Source organism: Kocuria sp. JC486 (genome assembly GCF_011602805.1).
Taxonomy (GTDB): domain Bacteria; phylum Actinomycetota; class Actinomycetes; order Actinomycetales; family Micrococcaceae; genus Kocuria; species Kocuria soli.
This window is the reverse complement of sequence record NZ_JAAOZS010000001.1, coordinates 244024-266925: the sequence shown is the minus strand read 5'-3', so window position 1 is coordinate 266925 and position 22902 is coordinate 244024. Positions and strand designations below refer to the sequence as shown.

At 65.4% G+C, this 22902-nt stretch carries 19 protein-coding genes; 12 read left to right on the top strand and 7 right to left on the bottom strand.

Annotated elements, in window-relative coordinates:
• Nucleotides 1-117 precede the first annotated feature (117 nt).
• The 3 genes from clpX (at nt 118) to GWK18_RS01160 (ending at nt 2690) form a co-directional block, all read left to right on the top strand.
• On the top strand, nt 118-1407 hold the full coding sequence (clpX, locus tag GWK18_RS01170; protein WP_123823800.1) for an ATP-dependent Clp protease ATP-binding subunit ClpX: 1290 nt from the start codon (nt 118-120) through the stop codon (nt 1405-1407).
• An 18-nt stretch (nt 1408-1425) separates the two neighbouring features.
• Nucleotides 1426-1971 carry a DUF1697 domain-containing protein gene (locus GWK18_RS01165; RefSeq protein ID WP_166832617.1) on the top strand — a complete coding sequence of 182 codons (546 nt, stop codon included), beginning with the start codon at nt 1426-1428 and terminating at the stop codon, nt 1969-1971.
• A 113-nt stretch (nt 1972-2084) separates the two neighbouring features.
• The gene (locus tag GWK18_RS01160; RefSeq protein WP_166832615.1) at nt 2085-2690 is read left to right on the top strand and encodes a DsbA family protein; all 606 of its coding nucleotides are present in this window, start codon (nt 2085-2087) and stop codon (nt 2688-2690) included.
• A gap of 92 nt (nt 2691-2782) precedes the next feature.
• On the opposite strand, the gene valS is transcribed toward GWK18_RS01160, so the two are convergent.
• A complete protein-coding gene (gene valS / locus GWK18_RS01155) occupies nt 2783-5425 on the bottom strand; it encodes a valine--tRNA ligase (RefSeq protein ID WP_166832613.1) in 2643 nt (880 codons plus the stop codon).
• 107 nt (nt 5426-5532) lie between these two features.
• Between valS and GWK18_RS01150 the strand changes: the two genes are divergently transcribed.
• Nucleotides 5533-5883 (top strand): DUF488 family protein, encoded by a 351-nt coding sequence (locus tag GWK18_RS01150; protein WP_166832611.1) that lies wholly within the window; start codon nt 5533-5535, stop codon nt 5881-5883.
• An 81-nt stretch (nt 5884-5964) separates the two neighbouring features.
• Nucleotides 5965-6753, top strand: coding sequence for an SDR family oxidoreductase (locus GWK18_RS01145; RefSeq protein ID WP_166832609.1), 789 nt, complete (start codon nt 5965-5967; stop codon nt 6751-6753).
• A gap of 95 nt (nt 6754-6848) precedes the next feature.
• Here GWK18_RS01145 and purU read toward each other — a convergent pair whose 3' ends face one another.
• Nucleotides 6849-7754, bottom strand: coding sequence for a formyltetrahydrofolate deformylase (gene purU, locus GWK18_RS01140; RefSeq protein WP_166832607.1), 906 nt, complete (start codon nt 7752-7754; stop codon nt 6849-6851).
• Nucleotides 7755-8106: 352 nt separating this feature from the next.
• Between purU and ileS the strand changes: the two genes are divergently transcribed.
• From ileS to GWK18_RS01125, 3 genes are read left to right on the top strand one after another with little or no spacing between them, the layout of a single operon-like run.
• Nucleotides 8107-11490: an isoleucine--tRNA ligase gene (gene ileS, locus GWK18_RS01135; protein WP_166832605.1), complete on the top strand. Its 3384-nt coding sequence runs from the start codon at nt 8107-8109 to the stop codon at nt 11488-11490.
• Complete coding sequence (locus GWK18_RS01130) at nt 11487-12863, top strand: folylpolyglutamate synthase/dihydrofolate synthase family protein (RefSeq protein ID WP_123823835.1); 1377 nt, start codon at nt 11487-11489, stop codon at nt 12861-12863. The genes ileS and GWK18_RS01130 overlap by 4 nt, the downstream gene beginning before the upstream one ends.
• Nucleotides 12864-12867: 4 nt before the next feature.
• Entirely contained in the window at nt 12868-13302 is a 435-nt protein-coding gene (locus tag GWK18_RS01125; RefSeq protein WP_123823838.1) for a DUF4233 domain-containing protein, read from the top strand.
• Here the strand turns inward: GWK18_RS01125 and GWK18_RS01120 are convergent.
• The gene (locus GWK18_RS01120) at nt 13299-13838 is read right to left on the bottom strand and encodes a TetR family transcriptional regulator (RefSeq protein ID WP_123823841.1); all 540 of its coding nucleotides are present in this window, start codon (nt 13836-13838) and stop codon (nt 13299-13301) included. The genes GWK18_RS01125 and GWK18_RS01120 overlap by 4 nt on opposite strands.
• 39 nt (nt 13839-13877) lie before the next feature.
• Here GWK18_RS01120 and GWK18_RS01115 point away from each other — a divergent pair, with 39 nt between their 5' ends.
• Entirely contained in the window at nt 13878-14858 is a 981-nt protein-coding gene (locus GWK18_RS01115) for an FAD-dependent monooxygenase (protein WP_123823844.1), read from the top strand.
• A 56-nt stretch (nt 14859-14914) separates the two neighbouring features.
• Here the strand turns inward: GWK18_RS01115 and GWK18_RS01110 are convergent, their stop codons facing one another.
• The 4 genes from GWK18_RS01110 to GWK18_RS01090 form a co-directional block, all read right to left on the bottom strand.
• The gene (locus GWK18_RS01110) at nt 14915-15631 is read right to left on the bottom strand and encodes a hypothetical protein (RefSeq protein WP_123823846.1); all 717 of its coding nucleotides are present in this window, start codon (nt 15629-15631) and stop codon (nt 14915-14917) included.
• The gene (locus tag GWK18_RS01105) at nt 15628-16617 is read right to left on the bottom strand and encodes an ABC transporter ATP-binding protein (RefSeq protein ID WP_166832603.1); all 990 of its coding nucleotides are present in this window, start codon (nt 16615-16617) and stop codon (nt 15628-15630) included. The genes GWK18_RS01110 and GWK18_RS01105 overlap by 4 nt, the downstream gene beginning before the upstream one ends.
• Nucleotides 16614-17030: a GntR family transcriptional regulator gene (locus GWK18_RS01100; protein WP_123823853.1), complete on the bottom strand. Its 417-nt coding sequence runs from the start codon at nt 17028-17030 to the stop codon at nt 16614-16616. Before GWK18_RS01100 ends, GWK18_RS01105 begins: the two co-directional genes overlap by 4 nt.
• Nucleotides 17031-17782: 752 nt before the next feature.
• Nucleotides 17783-18358: a M23 family metallopeptidase gene (locus GWK18_RS01090; protein ID WP_123823859.1), complete on the bottom strand. Its 576-nt coding sequence runs from the start codon at nt 18356-18358 to the stop codon at nt 17783-17785.
• 250 nt (nt 18359-18608) lie between these two features.
• On the opposite strand from GWK18_RS01090, the gene GWK18_RS01085 reads away from it, so the two are divergent.
• The 3 genes from GWK18_RS01085 (at nt 18609) to ndk (ending at nt 22854) form a co-directional block, all read left to right on the top strand.
• Nucleotides 18609-20375: a choline/carnitine O-acyltransferase gene (locus GWK18_RS01085; protein WP_166832601.1), complete on the top strand. Its 1767-nt coding sequence runs from the start codon at nt 18609-18611 to the stop codon at nt 20373-20375.
• Between the two features lie 128 nt (nt 20376-20503).
• Entirely contained in the window at nt 20504-22192 is a 1689-nt protein-coding gene (locus tag GWK18_RS01080) for a cholesterol oxidase substrate-binding domain-containing protein (protein WP_166832599.1), read from the top strand.
• 248 nt (nt 22193-22440) lie between these two features.
• Nucleotides 22441-22854: a nucleoside-diphosphate kinase gene (gene ndk, locus GWK18_RS01075; RefSeq protein WP_123823868.1), complete on the top strand. Its 414-nt coding sequence runs from the start codon at nt 22441-22443 to the stop codon at nt 22852-22854.
• Nucleotides 22855-22902 lie beyond the last annotated feature (48 nt).

Below are 22902 nucleotides of genomic sequence, written 5' to 3'. Positions count from 1 at the left end.
GGTGTCGCGTTGGTCGCCGTCGGTGTGCTCGCGTATCGTGGGTTCCCCAGGGCAATCAATGACGACCCATGCCCAAAATGTCCTACCGCACCAGACCACGAGCTCTAAGGAGTGCACATGGCCCGCATCGGCGAAAGCGCTGATCTGCTCAAGTGCTCTTTCTGCGGGAAGAGTCAGAAGCAGGTCCGCAAGCTCATTGCCGGGCCCGGCGTCTACATCTGCGATGAGTGCATCGAACTCTGCAACGAGATCATCGAGGAGGAGCTGACGGAGGTCGAGGGCTCCGACGAAACGGCTCTGCCGACTCCGCGGGAGATCTTCGAGCACCTCCAGCAGTACGTGGTCGGGCAGGAAACCGCCAAGCGCGCGCTGTCCGTGGCCGTCTACAACCACTACAAGCGGGTGCGGGCCTCCCAGTCGGGCAAGCCGTTGCAGCTGGCCACGGCCGCCGGCGAAGAGGACGTGGAGATCGCCAAGTCCAACATCCTGTTGGTCGGCCCCACGGGTTCCGGCAAGACCTACCTGGCGCAGTCCCTGGCCCGCCGTTTGAACGTTCCGTTCGCGGTCGCCGATGCCACCTCTCTCACGGAGGCCGGTTACGTGGGCGAGGACGTGGAGAACATCCTGCTCAAGCTGATCCAGGCCGCTGATTTCGACGTCAAGCGAGCTGAGTCCGGGATCATCTACATCGACGAGATCGACAAGATTTCCCGCAAGTCCGAGAACCCTTCGATCACCCGTGACGTCTCCGGAGAGGGCGTACAGCAGGCGCTGCTCAAGATCCTGGAAGGGACGGTTGCCTCCGTTCCGCCGCAGGGTGGCCGCAAGCATCCGCAGCAGGAGTTCATCCAGATCGACACCACCAACGTGTTGTTCATCGTGGCCGGTGCCTTCGCCGGTCTGGAGGACATCGTGGAGTCGCGCGCGGGTAAGACATCCATCGGTTTCGGTGCGCCCATGGAGCAGATCACCCACGGGCCGGTCTCCGAACTTATGGGCAAGGTCATGCCGGAAGATCTGCTCAAGTTCGGCTTGATCCCGGAGTTCATCGGTCGTCTGCCGATCATTACCGCCTTGAAAGAACTCTCTGACGAGGACCTCAAGCGCATTCTGGTGGAGCCCAAGAACGCGCTGACCAAGCAGTACCAGAAGATGTTCGACCTGGACGGCGTCACCCTGACCTTCACGCCCGAGGCGCTGCAGGCCATTGCCGAAAAGGCGATCGAACGGGGCACCGGCGCCCGCGGTCTGCGAGCCATCATGGAGGAGGTCCTGCTTCCCGTGATGTTCGACCTCCCCACGGTCGACGACGCGGTGGAAGTCGTGGTGGATGCCGAGTGCGTGACCGACGGTGTCACGCCGCGGGTCATCACCGAGGAACCGGCCGACGAATCCAAGTCGGCCTGAGTCACCCGAGGACTTCGGATGGGCCGCGTCGTCGTTCTCCTGCGCGGCATCAACGTGGGTGGGCGGCACAAGGTGCCAATGGCGCGGCTGCGTGAGCTGGCGACCGATGCGGGGCTGACCGACTGCGTCACCTACATCCAGTCGGGGAACCTGGTGGCTTCTGATCCGCTGAACCGGGAACCGGCAGCCTTGACCAATGAGCTGGCCGGTGCCCTGCGTGCCGCGTTCGGTTTCGAAGTTCCCACCGTGGTGGTTCCGAACCGGGAGTTCACTGCGGCGGTGCAGCGCTGTCCGTGGCCGGAGGTCGAGGATCCCCGTTTCGTGCACGGCATCTTCTTCCCGACGGCGATCCCGGAGGACCTCGCCTCACGCGCGCGGGCTTTCATGACGCCCGATGACCCGGACCGTGTCGAGTTCGACGGTCAGGTCATGTGGCTGTGGACGCCGCACGGGTTGTCCAAGTCCCGCGTGGCGGAGCCGATCACGCGGCTGGCCCTCCCGGACGGTCGCCGCGGAACGGCCCGGAATCTCCGTTCGCTGGGGGAGATCACCGCCCGGATCTGAGGGCCCGACGGCGCGGAAGGGGCGTCGTCGTCGTAGCGTTGGGGCAGAAAATGTGCCCGAGGTGGGCGCAGGCTCACGACCGATGCGGCGCTGGCCGCCTGAAGGAGATCGCCATGACCGACACCGTTGATTTCTGGTTCGACCCGCTGTGCCCGTGGGCGTGGATGACGTCCCGTTGGATGGGGGAGGTCCAGGCGGTCCGCGAGGTGGACGTCAACTGGCGGATCATTTCCCTGGGGATCCTGAACGAGAACAACCCGGACAACCACCACATGGGCCACGAGGAATCGATGTGGCTGGTGCGAGTGGTCGAGGCCGCCGCGCAGAAGCACGGCGACGAGTACCGCAAGAAGCTTTACGACGCCATGGGCACGCGCCGCCACCCCGGTGGGATGGAGGGCGACGAGAGCCTGCTGCCCATCATCGAGGAGTCCCTGGCGGAGGTCGGTCTGCCTGCCGAGTTGGCAGAGGCCAAGGATTCGACTGAGTACGACAACGCCCTGCGCGCCTCCACTGAAGCCGCGCAGAAGGTTGCGGGCAAGGACATCGGCACGCCGTGCATCGCCGTCAACGGTGTGGGCTTCTTCGGCCCGGTGTTCACGCCTGCCCCCAAGGGTGAGGAAGCGGGGCGGATCTGGGACGCCGCCCTGACCTTGGCCTCCTACCCGGGCTTCTACGAGCTCAAGCGCGGCCGTGAGAAGGGCCCGGACTTCAGCTGACCCGGGAGTACTTACCCACGCGAGTTCGGGGTTGTTCCGCCTATTCGACCGAATAGGCGGAACAACCCCGAACTCGCGTGTGAGAGGGGGGCTCAGTCGGCCGGGGGTTCCTCCGGGGCGGTGAGCGCGACGTCGGTGACCAGCAGCGAGGCGTCGTCGACGACGCCCTCAGCCAGGGTGATTTCTCGGGCGTTGCCGGCCGCCTTGAGGTCCTCCAGACCTACCTGCAACTGGGCGACCTGTGCGGAAGAACCGGTGACCGTTGCCGCCAGAACCTCGGTGCGCTGCTTGACCTTCGCCTCGGACTTGGACTTCCGCAGCCCGGACAGTGCCTGGCCCACGGTGGTCAGCACGCCCGGATCGGCGTCGGCGACGGCGGCCGCGAAGGACTCCGCGGTCGGCCACTGCGCGCGGTGCACCGAACCGGACCGCCACCAGGACCAGACCTCTTCCGTGGCGAAGGGAATGAACGGAGCGAACAGGCGCAGCAGGGTGTCCAGCGTGGTGGCCAGAGCTGCGTGGACCGAAGCCTGCTCGGCATCACCGCGCGCACCGTAGGCGCGGTCCTTGACCAGCTCCACGTAGTCGTCCGTGAAGGTCCAGAAGAAGGACTCGGTCAGCTGCAGCGCCTTCGCGTACTCGTAATCGGCCAATGCAGCGGAGGCCGCGTTCACAACCTCTCGCAGCCGCGCCAACAGAGCCCTGTCCAGACCGTTGGTCAGCACGGACGCATCCGCTCCCGCACCGATCACGGAATCCGCGGTCACACCCTGGTTGAGCACGAACTTGGAGGCGTTGAGCAGCTTGATGGCCAGGCGACGGCCGATCTTCATCTGCCCCTCGTCGTAGGCGGTGTCCGCACCCAGGCGAGCCGAGGCCGCCCAGTAGCGCACAGCATCCGAGCCGTACTTCTCCAGGACCTCGTTGGGGACCACCACGTTGCCCTTGGACTTGGACATCTTCTTGCGGTCCGGGTCCAGGATCCATCCGGAGAGCGCGGTGTTGGTCCACGGCACGGAGTTCTCCAGCGAATCCGACCGCACGGCCGTGGAGAACAGCCAGGTCCGGATGATGTCGTGTCCCTGCGGGCGCAGGTCCATGGGGAAGGTGACCCTGTGCAGGTCCTCGTCCACGGCCCAGCCGGTTGCGATCTGCGGAGTCAGCGACGACGTCGCCCACGTGTCCAGCACGTCCGGATCGCCGGTGAACCCACCGGGTTGATCGCGCCGGTCCTCTGTGTATCCTGGGGCCGGCTCAGCGGCAGGGTCGACCGGTAGCTGCTCCGCGGTCGGGAGGACGGGGTTCTCGTAGTCCGGGTCGCCGTCGTTGTTCACCGGGTACCAGACCGGGATCGGCACGCCGAAATAGCGCTGGCGGGAGATCAGCCAGTCGCCGTTGAGGCCTTCGATCCAGTTTTCGTAGCGGGAGCGCATGAAGCCCGGGTGCCAGGTCATTTCCCGGCCGCGGTTGATCAATGCTTCACGACGCGCGGCGTCCCGGCCACCGTTGCGGATGTACCACTGGCGGGAGGTCACGACCTCAAGGGGTTTGTCGCCCTTTTCGTAGAAGTTGACCGGGTGGGTGATCTTCTTGGGCTCACCCTCCAGATCGCCGGATTCGCGCAGCATTTCCACCACGGCCTGCTGAGCGGAGAACACGGTCTTGCCCGCCACGTTGGCGTACCGCTCGGCGGGAGCGCCGTCGGTGATCCATTCCGGTGTCTCCGAGGCGAAGCGGCCGTCGCGGCCGATCAACGCGCGCGTGGGCAGTTCCAGCTCGCGCCACCAGGTGACGTCGGTGAGATCGCCGAACGTACAGATCATGGCGATGCCGGAGCCCTTGTCCGGCTGGGCCAGCGGGTGTGCCTTGACCTCGACCTCGACGTCGAACAGCGGAGAACGCACGGTGGTACCGAACAACGGCTGGTAGCGCTCGTCGTCGGGGTGAGCCACGAGCGCAACGCATGCGGGTAGAAGTTCGGGGCGGGTGGTTTCGATGAAGACCTTGGCGCCGTCCGGGGCGTGGAAGGACACGCGGTGGTAGGCGCCCTCGCGTTCCTTGTCCTCGATCTCGGCCTGGGCGACGGCGGTGCGGAAGGTGACGTCCCACATGGTGGGGGCTTCGGCCATGTACGCGTTGCCGGCCTCGAGGTCCTTGAGGAAACCGAGCTGTGAGACTTTCCGGGAATGGTCGTCGATGGTCCGGTAGGTGCGGTTCCAGTCCACGGACAGGCCCAGCGTGGCGAAGAGGTGTTCGAAGACCTTCTCGTCCTCGACCGCCAGTTCCTCACACAGTTCGATGAAGTTACGGCGGGAGACCACGTCCCAGTCGCGCTGGTTCTTGGCGGGCTTCTCCGGCGGGCGGTAGCCCTTCACGTAGGAGTAGGACGGGTCGCAGCGCACGCCGTAGTAGTTCTGCACGCGGCGTTCGGTGGGCAGACCGTTGTCGTCCCAGCCGAGGGGGTAGAAGACGTTCTTGCCGGTCATGCGCTGGTAGCGGGCGATGACGTCGGTCTGCGTGTAGGAGAACATGTGCCCCACGTGCAGCGACCCGGAGGCCGTGGGTGGGGGAGTGTCGATCGAGTACACCTGCTCGCGCGTGGTGTTCGCGTCGAAGGCGAAGGTGCCCTGTTCGCGCCACTGCTGGGAGTACTTCTCTTCGAGGCCCTCCAATGCGGGCTTGTCGGGGACGGTCACGGTGGTGGGCGTGTCTGTGCCCTGCGTGTTTTCAGCCATGCGGGCCAGTCTTTCATGTTTGGCCCGCTACTCCGGGTGCGGTGACCATGCGTCGGGGGGTGACCTGAGTCAAGACGTGGGCCGGTGCGGGTGCGTACGGTGGGCAGATGACTGAGATCGTGACCAAGCGAGTCCGTGAGGAACCCTCCGACGACGACGGCCAACGCCTTCTTGTCGATCGGTTGTGGCCTCGCGGTGTGACCAAGGACCAGGCCGCGTTGGACGGGCACCCGAAGGACGTGGCGCCGTCGAACGAACTGCGGAAGTGGTTTCACGGTGGGGGCTCCTTTGAAGAGTTCGCCGACAAATACCGCGCGGAACTGGACGACAGCCAGGCGGCGGCGGACTTTGTCCAGGAGATCAAGCAGCTCCCCAAGGTGACGCTGCTCTACGGGGCAAAGGACACCCAGCAGAACCATGCTGAGGTGCTCAAGCAGTGGTTGGAAGAACACCTCTGAGATCGTGCGCCTTCCGCCATGGGTAGCCGCGGACCGCCACGCACCCTGGATGCTGCGGGATGCGCTCGGTAGCGTGGGGGCATGACTGAGAACACTGCCGCACAGCAGAAGACCACGGAGTCCGGACGCCAGATGGTCGCCGTCGTGACGGGCGCGTCCACAGGAATCGGCGAAGCGACGGCGAAGAAGCTGCGACAGGACGGGTGGACCGTCTACGCGGTCGCGCGGCGAGCGGATCGGTTGGAGGACCTCGCTGGAGAGACCGGCGTGATTCCAGCCGCCACGGACATCACCGACCAGGATCAGGTGAACGCATTGCGTGATCGGGTGCTGGACGAACAGGGCACGATCGACGCGTTGATCAACATTTCAGGCGGAGCCCGCGGCGTCGACAAGGTCGGCGATGCCAAGGACGACGACTGGAACTTCATGTATGACGTCAATGTCATGGGCACGATGCGCCTGATCCGGGCGTTCCTGCCGGCTCTGCGCGAGAACAGGGAAGGCACGGTCCTCAACCTGACCTCCGTGGCTGCGGAGTTCGCCTACGAAGGTGGTTCCGGCTACAACGCCGCCAAGTTCGGCCAGCGGGCCCTGACGCAGGCACTGCGGCTGGAGGAGGCCGAGAACAACATCCGCGTGATCGAGGTTGCCCCGGGACTGGTCCACACCCCGGAGTTCTCGCTCATGCGGCTGGGCGATCAGGCGGCCGCGGACAAGGTGTACGCCGGCGTGGAGAAGCCACTGACCTCAGAGGACGTCGCGGAGGTTTGCGCCTTCGCCGTGAACCTGCCGCATCACATCGACCTGGACACCATCACGGTCAAGCCCGTGGCCCAGGCTGCGGTCCACAAGATGATCCGAAAGTAGACCCCCTCATCCCGCTGAACCCTCGCGAAACTGCCGCATCAGCACCTGATGCGGCAGTTTCGCGAGGGTTCAGCGGTGGGTAAAGAGGGCGCAGGTCAGCCGAAGACGACCGTGCGGTCGCCGTCCAGGAAGATCCGTCCCTCGCAGTGGGCCTTGACCGCCCGGTAGAGCACGTTGCGTTCGACGTCGGCGCCGGACTTGACCAGTTCGTCCTTGGTGTGACGGTGATCCACTCGGACCACGTCCTGTTCGATGATCGGCCCCTCGTCCAGATCCGCCGTGACGTAATGGGCGGTGGCGCCGATCATCTTCACGCCGCGGTCATGCGCTCGCTGGTACGGATTGGCACCGATGAACGACGGCAGGAACGAGTGGTGGATGTTGATGATCGGGCACGGCGCCTTCTGCAGAAAGTCATCGCTCAGGATCCGCATGTACCGCGCCAGGACGACGACGTCGACGTCCGTGCCGATGGCCTCCAGCACGGCGGCCTCATGCTCTTCCTTGGTCAGATCGGCGTTGGGCACCACCACGTGCTCGATGCCGTAGAAGTCGCACAAAGGGCCGTGGACGTCATGGTTGGCCACGACCTTGACCACCTCACCCGAGAGCTGATCGGTCTGGGCGCGGCGAATCATCTCGACCACGCAGTGATCGGTCTTGGACGCCAGGACCACCACGCGCAGCTTGGACGGATACGGCTGGACCTCCACGATGGAGTCATCCACGGAATTCGTCAGACGCTCACGGAGGCGGTGGAACTCGGCGTCCGCGGCGTCGTCGTCGGGAGTCCGGTCGGCGGGGGAATCCACCACCGACCGGAAGAAGAACGAACCCCCGGAGGTGCCGTGAACCGGGGCGCCCGTTTGGGGGAGCGCGTCCGCGTCCGTGAACTGGTCCAGCTGGAGGATGTTCATACCTCGGTCCGCGAACGCGGTGGTGATGGTGCCCACCAGGCCGGGGCGATCGGGACAGGTGACGCGGACGATGCGCTGGGCCATGAAGCTGCGGCCTCCAAATACGGGACGTGCGGATGATGACTGCCGACCATGGTCCCACAGGTCAATCGCCACGCAGCGTGAATCGCACCCGTTCACCACGTACACTTGACCCGACTTGGCGTTGATCCGGCCATCACCGGGGAGCCTTCGGAAGAAAGGGACGTCCGCACCAGCGGGCCCTCAGTAGAACCGAACGGGTCAGGCCCGTGACAGCCTGCAATCAAGCGGCATCGGCTTAGGGATGAGCGACGACGGCGACCGTCGTCATAAATCCCACGGCCAGTGCAAGCGAGGTGGTACCGCGCCACCCGCCCACCCGGGCGGACGGCGTCCTTGCAGCCCCAGCAGACGCATGAGCAAGGACGGCCAGCCCGTGAACCAGCCGCTGTATCCCAAGGCGAGCACCAACCCCGACGCCCAGGGGGTGCCGACCTCCCCGCGCTTCCCGGAGATCGAGGAGCGCGTCCTGGAGTACTGGAAGAACGACAACACCTTCCAGGCCAGCATCGACCAGCGCCCGGCCGGGGAGAACGGCTCCAACGAGTTCGTGTTCTACGACGGCCCTCCCTTTGCCAACGGCCTGCCCCACTACGGCCACCTGCTCACCGGCTACGTCAAGGACCTGGTGGCGCGGTACCAGACCCAGAAGGGCCACCGTGTGGAGCGGCGCTTCGGCTGGGACACCCACGGTCTGCCGGCCGAGCTGGAGGCCATGAAGCAGCTGGGCATGAACGACAAGAAGCAGATCGAGGCCATGGGCATCGATCGCTTCAACGACGCCTGCCGCGAATCCGTGATGAAGTACGCCGGCGAGTGGCAGGATTACGTCACCCGCCAAGCCCGCTGGGTGGATTTCGAGAACGACTACAAGACGCTCAACGTCGAGTACATGGAATCGGTCATCCACGCCTTCGCCGAACTGGACAAGAAGGGCCTGGTCTACAAGGGCTACCGCGTGCTGCCTTACTGCTGGAAGGACGAGACCCCTCTGTCCAACCACGAGCTGCGCATGGACGACGACGTCTACCAGGACCGCACGGACCAGACCGTCACCGTCGCCTTCCGCTTGACCGGCGAGTTGGCCACGGCGGGCAAGATCGACGACGACGCCGTTGCAGCCGCTACCGCCGAACTGGCTGCCGAGCTCTCCGGCGCCGAGGCCCTGGCCTGGACCACCACGCCCTGGACGCTGCCGACCAACCAGGCGCTCGCCGTCGGACCGGAGATCGACTACGTGCTGGTTCCGGGCGCCGGTGACTTCCAGGGGCGCACGTTCCTGCTGGCCGAGGCGCTGCTCCCGGCGCACACCAAGGCGTTGGGCCACGAGGACTCGGAGGCGGCGGGTGCCGCCGTCGTGAAGCGGGTCAAGGGCGCTGAGCTCGAGGGCCTGAAGTACGAGCCCCTGTGGGACTACGTGGGCCAGCTGCCGTCCACCCTGGTGGAACTGGCGCCGGGGCAGGACGTCGCGAATTCGTGGCAGATCATCGTGGCGGACTACGTGACCGTCACGGACGGCACGGGCCTGGTCCACCAGGCGCCCGCCTACGGTGAGGACGACCAGAAGGCCACGGGCGAGTACGGCATCCCCGTGGTGCTCTCGCTCAACGAATCCGGCGAGTTCCTGCCGTGGCTCGCGGACACGGGCGTCTCCGCGGAGGCTCCGCTGGCGTCCATCGCGGGACTGAACGTGTTCGACCCGGACGTTTCGCGCACGATCATCCGCAACCTGCGGGAACGGAACCTGCTGGTCAAGCAGGACTCCTACCAGCACTCCTACCCGCACTGCTGGCGCTGCCGGAACCCCCTGATCTACCGCGCGGTGGATTCGTGGTTCGTGGAGGTCACGCGGTTCAAGGACCGCATGCTCGAACTCAACGAGGAGATCACCTGGATCCCCGGCAACGTCAAGCACGGGCAGTTCGGGCGGTGGCTGGAGAACGCGCGCGACTGGTCCATCTCCCGTAACCGCTACTGGGGTTCACCCATCCCCGTGTGGGAGTCCGACGACCCGCGCTTCCCCCGCCGGGACGTCTACGGCTCCCTGGCGGAGATGGAGCGCGACTTCGGGCGGCTGCCGCTCAACGCCCACGGTGAGGTGGACCTGCACCGCCCGTGGATTGACGACCTCACCCGGCCTCACCCGGACCCGGAGGCCGCTGCCGCCGGTGCCGTGATGCGGCGTGTTCCGGAGGTCCTGGACGTGTGGTTCGACTCGGGCTCCATGCCCTACGCCCAGGTCCACTACCCGATGGAGAACGAACAGTGGTTCAGCACCCACAACCCGGGTGACTTCATCGTGGAGTACATCGGCCAGACCCGCGGGTGGTTCTACACCCTGCACATCCTGGCCACCGCGCTGTTCGACCGCCCGGCCTTCCGCAACGTGATCTCCCACGGCATCGTGCTGGGCTCCGACGGGCAGAAGATGTCCAAGTCGCTGCGGAACTACCCGGACGTCAACGAGGTCCTGGACCGCGACGGCGCCGACGCCATGCGGTGGTTCCTCATGTCCAGCGCGATCCTGCGCGGCGGCAACCTGATCGTCACGGAGGAGGGGATCCGCGAGGCAACCCGCCAGATGCTCCTGCCCTTGTGGAGCACGTGGTACTTCTTCAGCCTCTACGCCAATGCCGCGAACAACGGTTCGGGGTACCAGGCCTCCAAGCGCTACGACTCCGAGAACGTCATGGACCGCTACGTCCTGACCCGCACCGGAGCAGCAGTCCGCGAGGTCGGGGAGAAGTTCGACGAGTACGACATCTGGGGTGCCGCCGAAGCGCTGCGCAACCACATGGAACTGGTGACCAACTGGTACGTGCGCCGCTCGCGTGACCGGTTCTTCGACGAAGATCCCGTGGCCTTCGACGTGCTCTACACCGTCCTGGAAACCACCACGCGCCTGTCGGCCTCCCTGCTGCCGCTGATCTCCGAGGAGGTCTGGCGTGGGCTGACGGGCGGGCGTTCGGTACACATGACCGACTGGCCGGATGCCGACCTGTTCCCGCACGGGGAGCAGGACCTGGCGCTGGTGGACCGCATGGAAACCACCCGCACCGTGGCCTCGGCCGGCTCGGCACTGCGCAAGGCCCACAAGCTGCGCGTCCGCCAGCCCCTGGCCGGACTGACCGTTGCCGTGCCCGGTGGCAAGGACCTGGCGGGGACGTTCGAGCAGATCATCGCCGACGAGCTGAACCTCAAATCCGTGACCCTCCTGGACGCCGCGGACACCAGCCCCGCGGACTTCGGCATCTCCCAGCAGCTCAAGGTCAACGCCCGCGCCGCCGGCCCGCGCCTGGGCAAGGGGGTCCAGGCGGTCATCAAGGCCACCAAGACCGGGGACTGGGAGATTTCCGACGACGGCGTGGTCACCGCCGGCGGTGTGGAACTGGTCGAGGACGAATACGAACTGGAAACGGTCGTGTCCGACGACGCGGCATCCGGTGCGGTCTCCGTGCTGCCCGGCGGTGGGTTCCTGGTGCTGGACACTGAGCTGACTCCGGAACTCGAAGCCGAAGGCATTGCCCGCGACCTGATCCGCACCATCCAGCAGGCGCGGAAGGAAGCGGGGCTCCACGTGTCGGACCGGATCCGTACCGTGGTGACGGACACCGCCGAGGTGCTCTCCGCCGTCGAAGCCAACCGGGATCTGGTGTCCTCCGAGACCTTGACCGTGGAGCTGGTCCTCGAGCCCGCCGTCGACGGCGAACCCGCAGTGAGCGTGGAGGTGCAGCGATGACCGATGCCTGGGACCTGCCCGACGCGCAGACCGTGGAGGACGTGTACCAGCTCCTCCTGGATCGCGCGCCCGAGAACAAGATGGCTCCGCGGCTGGACGCCATGCAGCAGATCGTGGAGGTGCTGGGCGACCCGCACCGTTCGGCTCCGGTCATCCACATCACGGGCACCAACGGCAAGACCTCGACGGCGCGCATGATTGAAGCGCTGCTGCTCGCGCAGGACCTGCGCGTGGGGCGTTACACCTCCCCGCACCTGGAACGGGTCACCGAGCGCATCTGCGTGGACGGTGAACCCGTGGACGACGAGACGTTCGTCCGGGTGTTCAACGAGATCGCGCCGTACGTCGCTGTCGTGGATGCCCGTCTGGCCGAGGCGGGGGCCCCGTCGTTGACGTACTTCGAGCTCATGACCGTGTTGGCGTTTGCGGTGTTCGCGGACGCCCCGGTGGACGTCATGGTGCTGGAAGTCGGACTGGGCGGAGTCTGGGACGCGACGAACGTGGCCGACGCGGCCGTGTCCGTGGTGACGCCCATCGACCTGGACCACACCGACCTACTGGGCGACAACGTTGAGGACATCGCCCACGAGAAGTCGGGCATCATCAAGCCGGACGGCTTCCTGGTCTCCGCAGCCCAGGACCCCGATGCGGCACAGGTGCTCCTGGAGAAGGCTCAGGACGTGGGCGTGCCCTTCCGGTTCGAGGGTGTGGAGTTCGGCGTCGAAGACCGCCTCCCCGGGGTCGGTGGGCAGCAGATCACCGTACGCGGTCTCGCCGGAACCTACGAGGACCTGCTGTTGCCGGTCCTGGGTGCCCACCAGGCATCGAATGCGGCACTGGCTGTGGCCGCCGTCGAAGCCTTCGTCGGTGGGGGAGAGAAGCCGCTGGCACGGGACATCGTGGCCGACGGTCTGGGGGCCGTGAGCTCGCCGGGCCGGTTGGAGCTCATGCAACCGTCCCCGCCCGTGGTGATCGACGCCGCGCACAACCCGCACGGGATTGCGGCTTCCACCGCTGCCCTGGTGGAAAGTTTCCATCCCGAACGGCTCTACGCCGTGGTGGGTGTGCTGGGAGACAAGGACGTGGACGGGATCCTGAAGTCGCTGTTGGACGGGTACTCCCACGTGGACGCCCAGTGGTGGTTCACCGCCTCCGATTCACCGCGGGCCGTGCAGCCGGAGGCCCTGGCCCAGGCCGCCGTGGACCTCGGGTTCCCGGAAGGTGCCGTTCACTCGACCGATTCCGTGGGGGAGGCCGTGTCTCAGGCTCTGGAGGCCGCCCGTACGGAGAAGGCGGAGAAGGGCGAATCCACCGTTCTGATCACCGGATCCGTGACCGTTGCCGGTGAAGCTCGCCGCATCCTGAAAGGCTGACCGGATGGCACGTATGACCAAGGCCCAGCGGGAATGGCGGCCCAATCAGATCAAGAAGCCCCGGTCGATCAAGATGATGTTCGCCTCCACCGTGCTGACCATGGAGGCCTTCGTGGTGTTCTTCGGGGCGCTCACGGTGTTCGGGCTCTGGGGTCCGGAGCATCCGCATCGGTTGTGGGTGCTGATCGGCGGTGCCGTGTTCGCGGTGCTGTTCATCCTGTGCTGCGCGGTCCTGCGGAAGCCCTGGGGCGTTGCCGCCGGGTGGGCTCTGCAGGCATGGATGGTGCTGACCGGATTCTTCCTGCCCGCCATGTTCGTGCTGGGTGCGCTGTTCGTCGTGCTCTGGTGGTACGCCGTGCGCAAGGGAGCGCAGCTGGACCGGGAGAACGCGGAGCGGTATCAGGCCGAGCTGGATTGGCGGGCGGCGCACGGGGGTTAATGCTGGTCAGCGCCCAGGAGCCGTCGTACCGCCTCGGCTACCTCGCCCTGATGGATGGAGCGGGTGCCCAGAGTCAGACCGTGGAGCAGAACCCCGTCGACGTGGTCGGCGACCATACGAGCGGCGCTCTCGGGTGCGGCCACACCGGCCGACCTAATGACGGTCACCATGATTTCGCGAAGTCGGTCGTGGTGCGCGCTGAGATCCACGCCGGAGTCCGTGGCCAAGGCAAGTCGTGCTCGCTGAGGATTCGGGTGTGCAAGTTGAGCCATGACGAACGCATCGGCGAGCTGCGCAACAGCATCGCCCGTCCGTACGGAGGCCAGGTCGAAATCATCGGACATCCGAATGTCGCGGCGTTCCAACTCATCGGCCACGGCCGTGGTCAAAGCCGATCGGGTACGGAAGTGATTGGAGCACGTCCCCGGTGGGACGCCAGCGGTCTGGTCCACCGCGCGGTGCGTGAGTGCACGTGACCCGCCCTCGGCGAGGACACGAATGGCCGCCTCGATCAGGTTGTCACGGTGTGTGGGCATGCCTTGAATCTACTATCACTACAAATGTAGTATTTGGTGATGGTCACCATCGACATCATCGGAGGCGGAGTAGCCGGGCTCGCACTGGCCGCGGGCCTCGACCCGCATCGTTTCGAGGTGCGCATCCACGAGCGTGCCCCCGAACGTCATGACCTCGGAACCGTGTACGGGCTCTGGCCCCACGCGCTCCGGTCGCTGCATGACCTCGGCCTTGCTGACCCGGTTCGAGAGTGTGCTCGACCAGCCACCGGGGTGCGTGTGTCCACGTCCACGGGGCGTCGCCTCGGAGGAGGCACCGCTCCGGCGGACTCCTGGTTGATTCAGCGTCCGGACCTGCTGGCTGTACTCGGCAGGGCCAAGCCGGCTGCGGTGCAGAGCTTCGATGGCGCTGTTGAGGATCCGACCACGCTGACGGGGGACCTGGTGGTTGGAGCCGACGGTGTGCATTCCGTGACGCGGGCTGCTGCATGGGGATGTCCGGGGCGTCGAACGGGGGCCATGGCGCTGCGTGGAGTGGTCAACGGCGACATCGATGAATTTGCCCCCGGTGACCCATGGCTGCAGGAGTTCTGGGGGCGGGGCAGCCTGTTTGGCATCTCCGCGAACACTCGGGGTGTGACGAACTGGTTTGCGTCAATGCCTGAGTTTCGAGCCACAAAGTCCGAGGTGCTGGCGTGGGCGCAACACCACTTCGCACAATTCCCGGCCCCCGTTCAAGCAGTCCTGGAGCGTGTAGATCCGGAGCGTGTGCTGCTCAATTCGATCATGGAAACGCCGACGCTCACGCGGTACGTGCGGAGGCGGTTCGTGCTCGTGGGCGACGCCGCCCACGCCATGTCACCCAACATGGGGCGTGGAGCGTGTGAAGCTCTGGTGGATGGAGCCACTTTGGCGCAGTGTCTGAGCGATTTCCCGCTGGACGTGGCACTGCGGGAGTATCAACGGCGTCGATGGGGGCGTAGTCAGGCGGTGCGGGCGGCGTCGGGGGTGGTACGTAGAATTGCACTGAACTGGCCGTAGAGGCCAACGCCAAGGTTTGGCGTCGCCAGTGACCTCGGTGCAGCCACCCGACTGGTTCAGATGGTCGCCTTCTTGTTGGCGATGTAGCTGATGACGAGACAGGCCAGGGCGAATGTGGCGGCGAGGATCGTGGGAACCCATTGTCCGAGGTTTGCTGCGGCCTCCAGGACGAATTCCCGTTGCCACACGAGCCCAGCTGTGACACCCGCGATGACCAGCACCGCAGCGATGATCGAGAAAGTTACTGCCGTCGCTCCGAAGGCTCTGAAGATCGTGCCGAAGGCTGCACCCGTGAACAGTGCGGCCAATGAGTATGCCAGCACGGCCAGGAACGTGATGAGGTACTTGCCGTCTCCCAACAGGTGACTGTCGAACACGGGTAGTCCGATGAACCATCCGTCGGTCAGGCGCTCCACCGTCAGCAGGATCGTGGCGCCGACCGCAGTGATCATCGCAGTGACCAGAAACCCCAAGGACGTGCCGGTCCAGAAGTCCCGGCGTGTCCCGCCAAATGCCAGGAATGTGGCAAAAGTGCGGTTGACTGCCAGGGCCGAGGACGAGATGAAGAACCCGATGAGCACGCTGATGAGCATGCCCAATCCGCTGAAGATCGTCCGAGTCTCTCCGGGAAGTGGCAGCCCGGTCACCATGCCCACGATGAGTCCCGCAATGACGGTCAAAGCAATCACGGCAACGAAAATCATGGGAGCCACGTACACCGAGTAGGTGCGTTGGGCCATGTAGAGACGGAAACTGCGCATGGGGTAGGTCATGACATGGCTCCTTCATTATGAGTATCGTGCACGTCGGCCTGACGGGCATCGTGGTCCAGGATTCCCAGGGCGGCCACGATCTCCTGGAGCCCGGGGGTCTCCACGGACAGGTGCAATCTGTCCGCCCGCTCGCGTTCCCGGGGACTCAATGAGCCTCGGACCAGGACGGACCGGATGCGCCCCAAGGATTGCGAGTTCACGATGTCGTAGGACGCCGTGAACTCGTCCACGGCGTCCTCAATGCCGCGCACGGCGGTCATGCTGGAGGTGACGGCATCGGAATCGGCATGGAGTTCGATGCGGCCCTGTCGCATGAGGATCACCTCCTCCATGAGATTGGCTGCCTCGTCGATCAGGTGGGTGGACATCAAGACGGTTCGGGGATGTTCGGAGACCTCCCGCATGAGTTCTTCGTAGAAGATGTTCCGGGAGGACGGATCCAGGCCAAGATATGGCTCATCCAGGAAGGTGTATTCGGCACGGCTGGCCAAGGAGATGCTGACCGCGAAGGCCGAACGCTGACCGCGGGAGAGTTTCTTCAGTTGGGTCTTGCGGGGAATGGAGAAGCGCTCAAGGAGGCGCTCCGCAAGTTCCGGTTGCCATCCACGGTAGAAAGAGGGCAATGCGCTGAGGATGTGCTTGACCAGATAATCGTCGTGCCACCGCTGATCTTCGTGAATGAAGACCGTGCGTTCCAGGATCTTGGCGTTTTCCGCGGGGTCCTCGCCGTCGATGGTCACGGAACCTGAGGTGCGGAAGATGTGATTGCAGATCAGGGACATCATGGTGGTCTTGCCTACGCCATTGGCGCCCAACAAGCCGTAGACCTTGCCGGGGTCCAGGTGCAGGTCAATGCCTTTGAGGACTTCGGTCTTTCCATAAGACTTCGTGACGTCGCGCAGCACGATGCCACTGTGCGGATCCGTCCGGGCGGTGTCCTGTGGTTCCGGCTGGTGCCGGTGTGCATGACTGGTGGTCACGGTCATCGGGGTGCCTCCGTGGGGTGAGTGGTGGATGAGCGGGATGCCGAGAACTCGACGTGGCTGCGAATCAGGGCGACGACGTCGTCGGGTGTCATTCCGAGCCGTGCAGCCTCGGCCATCAGGGGTGCGAGGTAGGTCTCGAGCAGGTCGCCCTGCCGCTGGGTGCGCAGGATTTCCGTTCCGTCTGCGGTGACGAACATGCCGAGTCCTCGCCGTTTTTCCAGCACCCCTTGATCAACCAGGCGATTCAAGGCCTTGCCGGCTGTGGCCGGGTTGATCCGGTAGTGCACGGACAATTCCGTGGTGGAGGGCACCTGAGTGCCCGGAGCGTACGCACCCGACAGGATGTCGTCGGCGATCTGATCCGCGAGATCCAGAAAGATCGGGCGATCGGAGCGTGGCGCGGGGGGAGTCACGACCACCTCGATTCACTAGTTTATTGGTTAGTTACTCAACTAATGAACCATAGAACACGACGATGCGCAAGCACGGACGAACTGGAGGGGCGTCCCACGGGGATCGATGTCACCGGTCGCGTCCTCGCAGGAGCGAGACGCCGTCTCCCTCCAATTCCGGGTACACCACACAGCGTCCGGCAATGCCCATGGCAAGTGCTTCCGAGGTACCGCGTACGAGCTCTCCTGTTCCCCATGACCAGGCGGAGTCGGTCGACACGAGGCGAAGACCAGCGGTCCTCCCCGTTCCGACGAAGCCACGTTCCGCGGATCGTGCGACCAGGAAGCCGAGGACCGGTAGCCAGTCCACCGGGGCTGGGGAAACATCAAGACCCAGTGGGCGGGCAGCGTCGCGCAGATGGATCGCGGTGTCAGTGAGCGGACCGTACGGCCCCACCACTGGGGCCCTCAACTCCACAGCGGCGTTGTCCCGCAGGTCCGTTACAAGCTCCGCTGTCGGTCGGCGCGCTTGCTTCCGGGTGGTCACGTCCACCATGCGGGCCAGGTCGCCACGAAAACGGGCCACGTCCCAGACCAACCGCAGGATCGAGTGTCCGGTGGACGGTGGCACGAGGTGGGCACAGACCTCCCGGACTGTCCATCCGGCGCAGAGACTGGGAGTTTGCCACTGCTCGTCGGACAGCGCGGAAACATCTCGGCGGCCAGAAGCCGATTGCGCGTGGCGATCGCGTAGACCTGGTGGTGATCAGTTGTCATGACAGGGGACCCCTCGAGGATGTTGTGACCTGTGACGTGTGGTTCAGCTTGTCCGGAACGTATACATGGGGTTCAGTGCTGTTCCCGGAGTTACCGCAGGGACCGAGTACGTCTCCAACGGTGACCTGCTGGCCTCCCACGACCTGGATGCTTCCATGCTGCAGGTGGCAGAGGGTGACGATGATGCCGCCGGTATTAATCACCACGTGGTTCCCTGCAAGAGCGGCCCACCCCTCCGCCGCACGTCGGTGCTGAGTCAGTGCGTAGCGGAGCGAGGGCAGCCCACGGTATGCGGGATGATCGGGCTGACCATCGTGGATGGCAGTGACCACACCGGCGACCGGGGCTAAGACCGGGCAACTGAAACCTGGGAACCTATTTGCGGGTTCGGGCTGCACCACGGAACTCAATGTAACCGGGGCACTGCGCCCGGACTCCGTAACCGGCACAAAGTCAATGGCGTAGGTCGTGGCAAATGCGTGCGTGCCGTGGCTGGGAATTCGGTTTGCGGGGCTGTTTTGGACCAGCCAGTGCCCGATAAAGGGGTACGCCGGATCGATAGACGCCACCATGTCAACAAGATAAGCCCGCCAAGGTCCTGTGGCCACGCGAGAGTCTTCATGCCGGAGGAGCAAATCGCGGTAGCTCAGGGACATTCCGTTCGACCGTGTTCTTGATGGTCTCCTGCGATGCTCGCCTGTGGGTATGCTCAACCGGAACCAGCCGCATGATCGTTGAGCCGCAGGGTGTTTTCCCCTGAATCTCGCCTTTGGGAGCACGGCAGTCGTCACGTGCGGTGGCTACTGCGACGAAGGGTGTTCCATGGCCAAGACACTGCCCGTTCCCGCCCTCGGGGACACACTGGAGCGGTTCGCAAACGCTACCGAGCCCTTGACCGGCGCTGAGGACAGGGACAGGACGGTTGGCTCCGTCACGGACTTCTCTGAGAACGCGGCGCCAGGCTTGCAGGAAGAGTTGACGACTTTCGCCGACGCAGAGAGCGGTCACGGGCGTAGCTACCTCTCCGCAGCCTGGCTCGACACCTACTTGGACACCCGGGAACCACTGCCGCTCACAACCAGCGTCTCGTTCCAACTCTCCGGATTCGACGGAAACACCGGCGTGCCTCGGTGCGCAGATTTCATCCATCGTGCGGCCACGATCCACCTGCAGGAAGTCCGTGGCGAGACGCCTGTGGAGGTCGATCCCCGGGGGACCACGCTGGACATGGACCAGTGGCAGATCCTGGCGGGCGGAATCCGGCACCCCCTGCCGAACCGTGACGAGATCCGATGCCCAGCTGTCTCCGCGTCGGGGGCCACCATTGGCATGCTGGTGGGAGGACGGCTCTTCAGCATGCCAATTGCCGGCGGCGACGGGCTGCCGCTGCCGGTCGATGCCATCGAGGATCTCTTGGAACAGGTCATCGCCGGGGATCGAAGCAAGCAGCCCGCCAGCGACGGGCAGGAGCAAGTGAACTTCACCGACCTGTCCTACCTGGGCAGCGAGACCGCTGCCCCTTTGCTTGCCGAGCTCCTCACCGACCCGCACAACGCGGAGACCTACGGAGACCTCACGGAGATGATCTTCGTGGTGCACCTCCTCACACAGGCGCACGACGACGGCGACGGTTCGGCACCGCAGGACACCGAGCGACTGCGAAACCTCGCCTTCCAGGCGGGACACGCATGGACCTATAAACCGATCACCTATGAGCTGTCGCTGACCACGGACTGGCAGGCCATCCATTTCGAGCACAGCGCAGCAGATGGTGCGACCGTTCGGGCGGCGGTGGCCAGGATGCAGGAACTCGAGCTGCTGGACCCTGCGTCGTCGACCTCCCATGAGCCAAGAGAACCAGCGCCCGAGCCCCGAGAACTGACCTGGATCACGACCCCGGAATTCCGGGGCCGTGTGGCGGGGAACCTGGAGGAGTATGCACGGCAGAGCGCTCAATACCGGGTCACCTCGGTGTTTGCACCCAGGGCTGACATGGACGGACTGGACCTGCGGGTCAGCGACGACGCCGTGGCTCAGCTGCTCATGACTTACGCGCAAGTGGCAACGTACGGCAGTGTCCGGAGCGTGTACGAATCCGTGGACATGCGTGAGTTCCAGGCCGGGCGGACGGAGTGCCTGCGCCCCCTGACGCCGCAAGCCGTGGAGTTCGCCCGAGCACTGATCGCGGGCGACGCGACGCTCGAGCAGTTCGGCGCCGTTCTGGACGCACACCGGGACTGGGTCAAGGCGTGCAAGCGCGGGGCGGGAATCGACCGGCACCTCTTCGGCCTGCGCATGATGGCCGAGCGGGCGGGCACCGGCCTCGAGTTCTTCGACAATCTCGGGCTCCAGGCGCTGAGCAGCGACTTCCTGTCCACCACGTCCTTGGGGGAGTCGCAGCCGATCAACCGGTACGCCTTCGCCCCGAGCCTCGCGCACGGCCTGGGCATCGGCTACATCAAGTACGACGACGGCTTTGAGTACGTGATCAACTACCGCGCCGATCACGCCGAGCGAGTGGAGGAATTCGCGCAGAACCTGGTGGCGGCCGGGGAGGCATTGGGCACCTGGGTCGAGAGCCTCGGCTGACGCGTCTCACCACGGGCGCGGACCAGCGACGACGACCGGCGCGGGCGACCAGCGGCGTCGCGGACACCAGACGTGGACACCAAAAAGGGGAGCTGAACGTGGATCAACCATGCGCACATGACACCGGCGTGACCAGGCGGAAACTGGTCAAAGGCGGTTTGGCGGTGGCCGGAACGTGGACCTTGATCGGGGTCGTGACACCTACCAGTGCCGAAGCCGCCGAGACTCCGCCCGGATTCCCCACCGACATCGCCCTCCACCGCAACGTCTTCCAGAACTGGGACGGCACGATCGTCACGGACGAACTGTGGACCTGCGAGATCACCACTCCGGAACAGGCCGAGACCATCGTCAACTGGGCGGCCGGCGCCGACTACCGTGTCCGCCCGCGAGGCTTCGGACACACCTGGTCGCCGCTGGTCGTGGAGTCCGGGACTTCTGCCGACGCAGCCGTGGTCGTGGTGGACACCACCGGCATGGCCGCCATGAGCATGGTCGACGGCGAACGTGTCCGCCTGCAGGCCGGCGCGGAAATGACCCAGGTTCTGAGTTTCCTGTCCACCCACGGGCGCAGCCTGATCGGTGCGCCTGCCCCGGGGGACGTCACGGTGGCCGGTGTCCTGGCGGTCAACGGGCACGGCACCAACGTGGCCGCATCAGGGGAGGGTCTTGCTGCCGGAGGGACCTACGGGACCCTCTCGAACGCCGTCGTCGAACTGACCGCAGTGGTCTGGGATGAAAGTGCCGGGAAGTACACGCTCCGGACCTTCCAACGGAACCAGCCGGAGATCGCGCCGCTGCTGGCCCACGTGGGGCGGGCTCTCGTCACGGAAGTCGTGCTGCAGACCGTGGCCAATTACAACCTGCGCTGCCGCAACACCACACTGATTCCCGCCAGCGAGCTGTTCGCAGCACCGGAATCGGCGGGGCCCAGATCGCTCAGTGCGCTGCTGGACCGCAGAGGCCGGGTAGGGATCATCTGGTACGCGATGACGCAATACCCGTGGGTCCAGACCTGGCAGGTCACGCCCACCGAGCCCCTGCTTTCCAGCGCCCGCTACGCGCCGTTCAACTACCCGTTCGCCGACCGGCTCTCGGACGAGGTGGCCTCTCTAATCACCCAGGTCACCCAAGGCGCGCACTCCCTGACTCCCAAGGCCACTGCAGCCATGATGTACGCCACCCGGGCGGGCTTGGTTGCCAACGGAGCCCTGGACATGTGGGGCGAAGCCAAGAACTTCATCCACTTCGTACGGCCCACCACGTTGTTGGTGTCCGCCGGAAGCCACGTCGTGATCACCCGCCGCGATCAGGTCCAGCGCGTGGTCGCGGACTTCACCACCCACTACCAGGAGCTCATCAGCACCTACCGCTCGCGAGGGCAGTATCCGGCAAACAACGTGTGCGAGATCCGGGTGACAGGCGTTGACCGTTCGGAAGACGTCACTGTCGACGGTGCCGTCGTGCCGTCGCTCTCTTCGGTCACGCCAGTTCCTGGGCGGCCAGAGCTGGATACTGCCGTGTGGCTGGACGTCCTGAGCCTCCCGGGTACACCGGGAACCGGCGAGTTCTATGCCGAAATTGACGCGTGGTTCAGGAACCTGTCCTCCGAACTCGGCGTCGCGCGGCCGGAATGGTCCAAGCGCTTCGCGCACACGGCTGCCGGCCCTTGGACGGACGACCGGGAACTGAAGGACTGGATCCCGGGCCAGTTCCCTGCCTGGCAGGAGGCCTTGACCGGTCTGGACGCCCTGGACCCACAAGGAATCTTCCGAACTCCTCTGCACGACCGCCTGATGCCGCGCTCGGAGGGATGAGGCCGGTAAGGCGCGCCGGACGAGGACGGGCTGGTCGGCGCCCGAGGCCGACACACGCCGACCATTTCCGGGCCTGTTCCGCTCAGGTGCGTGTTCGTCGTCGTCCCCGAATCGGGGTGCAGGTCCAGTAACCGTCACGAGCGTGCGCCCCACTAGGCTGACCCCTGGACCCGAGGGGCGCTACCGCGCTCACCGCGAACAATGGCCCGGGCAGGGACCCGGGCGTGATCCCCAAAGGAGAGTCACCCATGACCGAACGCACCCTTGTCCTGGTCAAGCCCGACGGCGTCGAGCGCAACCTCACCGGCCAGGTCCTGGCCCGCATCGAGGCCCGCGGTTTCAAGCTGGTCGAGCTCAAGAAGTTGGATGCCACTCGGGAGATCCTGACCGCGCACTACGCCGAGCACGAGGGCAAGCCGTTCTTCGAACCCCTGGTCGAGTTCATGATGTCCGGGCCCGTGGTCGCTGCGGTGTTCGAGGGCGACTCCGTGATCGAGTCCTTCCGAGCCATGGCCGGCGTCTCCGACCCGGTCAAGGCCGCCGCCGGCACCATCCGCGGCGACCTGGGCCGTGACTGGGGCGAGAAGGTGCAGAAGAACATCGTTCACGGCTCCGATTCCCCCGAGTCGGCGGAACGCGAAATCGCTATCTGGTTCGCCTGAGCAGCACCCCTCATAGCGCCGAACCCTCGCGAAACTGCCAGATCAACA

Excerpts from the sequence above, each read along its gene's own strand:
- clpX (WP_123823800.1), top strand. The coding sequence starts at position 118 with ATGGCCCGCATCGGCGAAAGCGCTGATCTGCTCAAGTGCTCTTTCTGC.
- GWK18_RS01165 (WP_166832617.1), top strand. The coding sequence starts at position 1,426 with ATGGGCCGCGTCGTCGTTCTCCTGCGCGGCATCAACGTGGGTGGGCGG.
- GWK18_RS01160 (WP_166832615.1), top strand. The coding sequence starts at position 2,085 with ATGACCGACACCGTTGATTTCTGGTTCGACCCGCTGTGCCCGTGGGCG.
- valS (WP_166832613.1), bottom strand. The coding sequence starts at position 5,425 with ATGGCTGAAAACACGCAGGGCACAGACACGCCCACCACCGTGACCGTC.
- GWK18_RS01150 (WP_166832611.1), top strand. The coding sequence starts at position 5,533 with ATGACTGAGATCGTGACCAAGCGAGTCCGTGAGGAACCCTCCGACGAC.
- GWK18_RS01145 (WP_166832609.1), top strand. The coding sequence starts at position 5,965 with ATGACTGAGAACACTGCCGCACAGCAGAAGACCACGGAGTCCGGACGC.
- purU (WP_166832607.1), bottom strand. The coding sequence starts at position 7,754 with ATGGCCCAGCGCATCGTCCGCGTCACCTGTCCCGATCGCCCCGGCCTG.
- ileS (WP_166832605.1), top strand. The coding sequence starts at position 8,107 with ATGAGCAAGGACGGCCAGCCCGTGAACCAGCCGCTGTATCCCAAGGCG.
- GWK18_RS01130 (WP_123823835.1), top strand. The coding sequence starts at position 11,487 with ATGACCGATGCCTGGGACCTGCCCGACGCGCAGACCGTGGAGGACGTG.
- GWK18_RS01125 (WP_123823838.1), top strand. The coding sequence starts at position 12,868 with ATGGCACGTATGACCAAGGCCCAGCGGGAATGGCGGCCCAATCAGATC.
- GWK18_RS01120 (WP_123823841.1), bottom strand. The coding sequence starts at position 13,838 with ATGCCCACACACCGTGACAACCTGATCGAGGCGGCCATTCGTGTCCTC.
- GWK18_RS01115 (WP_123823844.1), top strand. The coding sequence starts at position 13,878 with ATGGTCACCATCGACATCATCGGAGGCGGAGTAGCCGGGCTCGCACTG.
- GWK18_RS01110 (WP_123823846.1), bottom strand. The coding sequence starts at position 15,631 with ATGACCTACCCCATGCGCAGTTTCCGTCTCTACATGGCCCAACGCACC.
- GWK18_RS01105 (WP_166832603.1), bottom strand. The coding sequence starts at position 16,617 with ATGACCGTGACCACCAGTCATGCACACCGGCACCAGCCGGAACCACAG.
- GWK18_RS01090 (WP_123823859.1), bottom strand. The coding sequence starts at position 18,358 with ATGGTGGCGTCTATCGATCCGGCGTACCCCTTTATCGGGCACTGGCTG.
- GWK18_RS01085 (WP_166832601.1), top strand. The coding sequence starts at position 18,609 with ATGGCCAAGACACTGCCCGTTCCCGCCCTCGGGGACACACTGGAGCGG.
- ndk (WP_123823868.1), top strand. The coding sequence starts at position 22,441 with ATGACCGAACGCACCCTTGTCCTGGTCAAGCCCGACGGCGTCGAGCGC.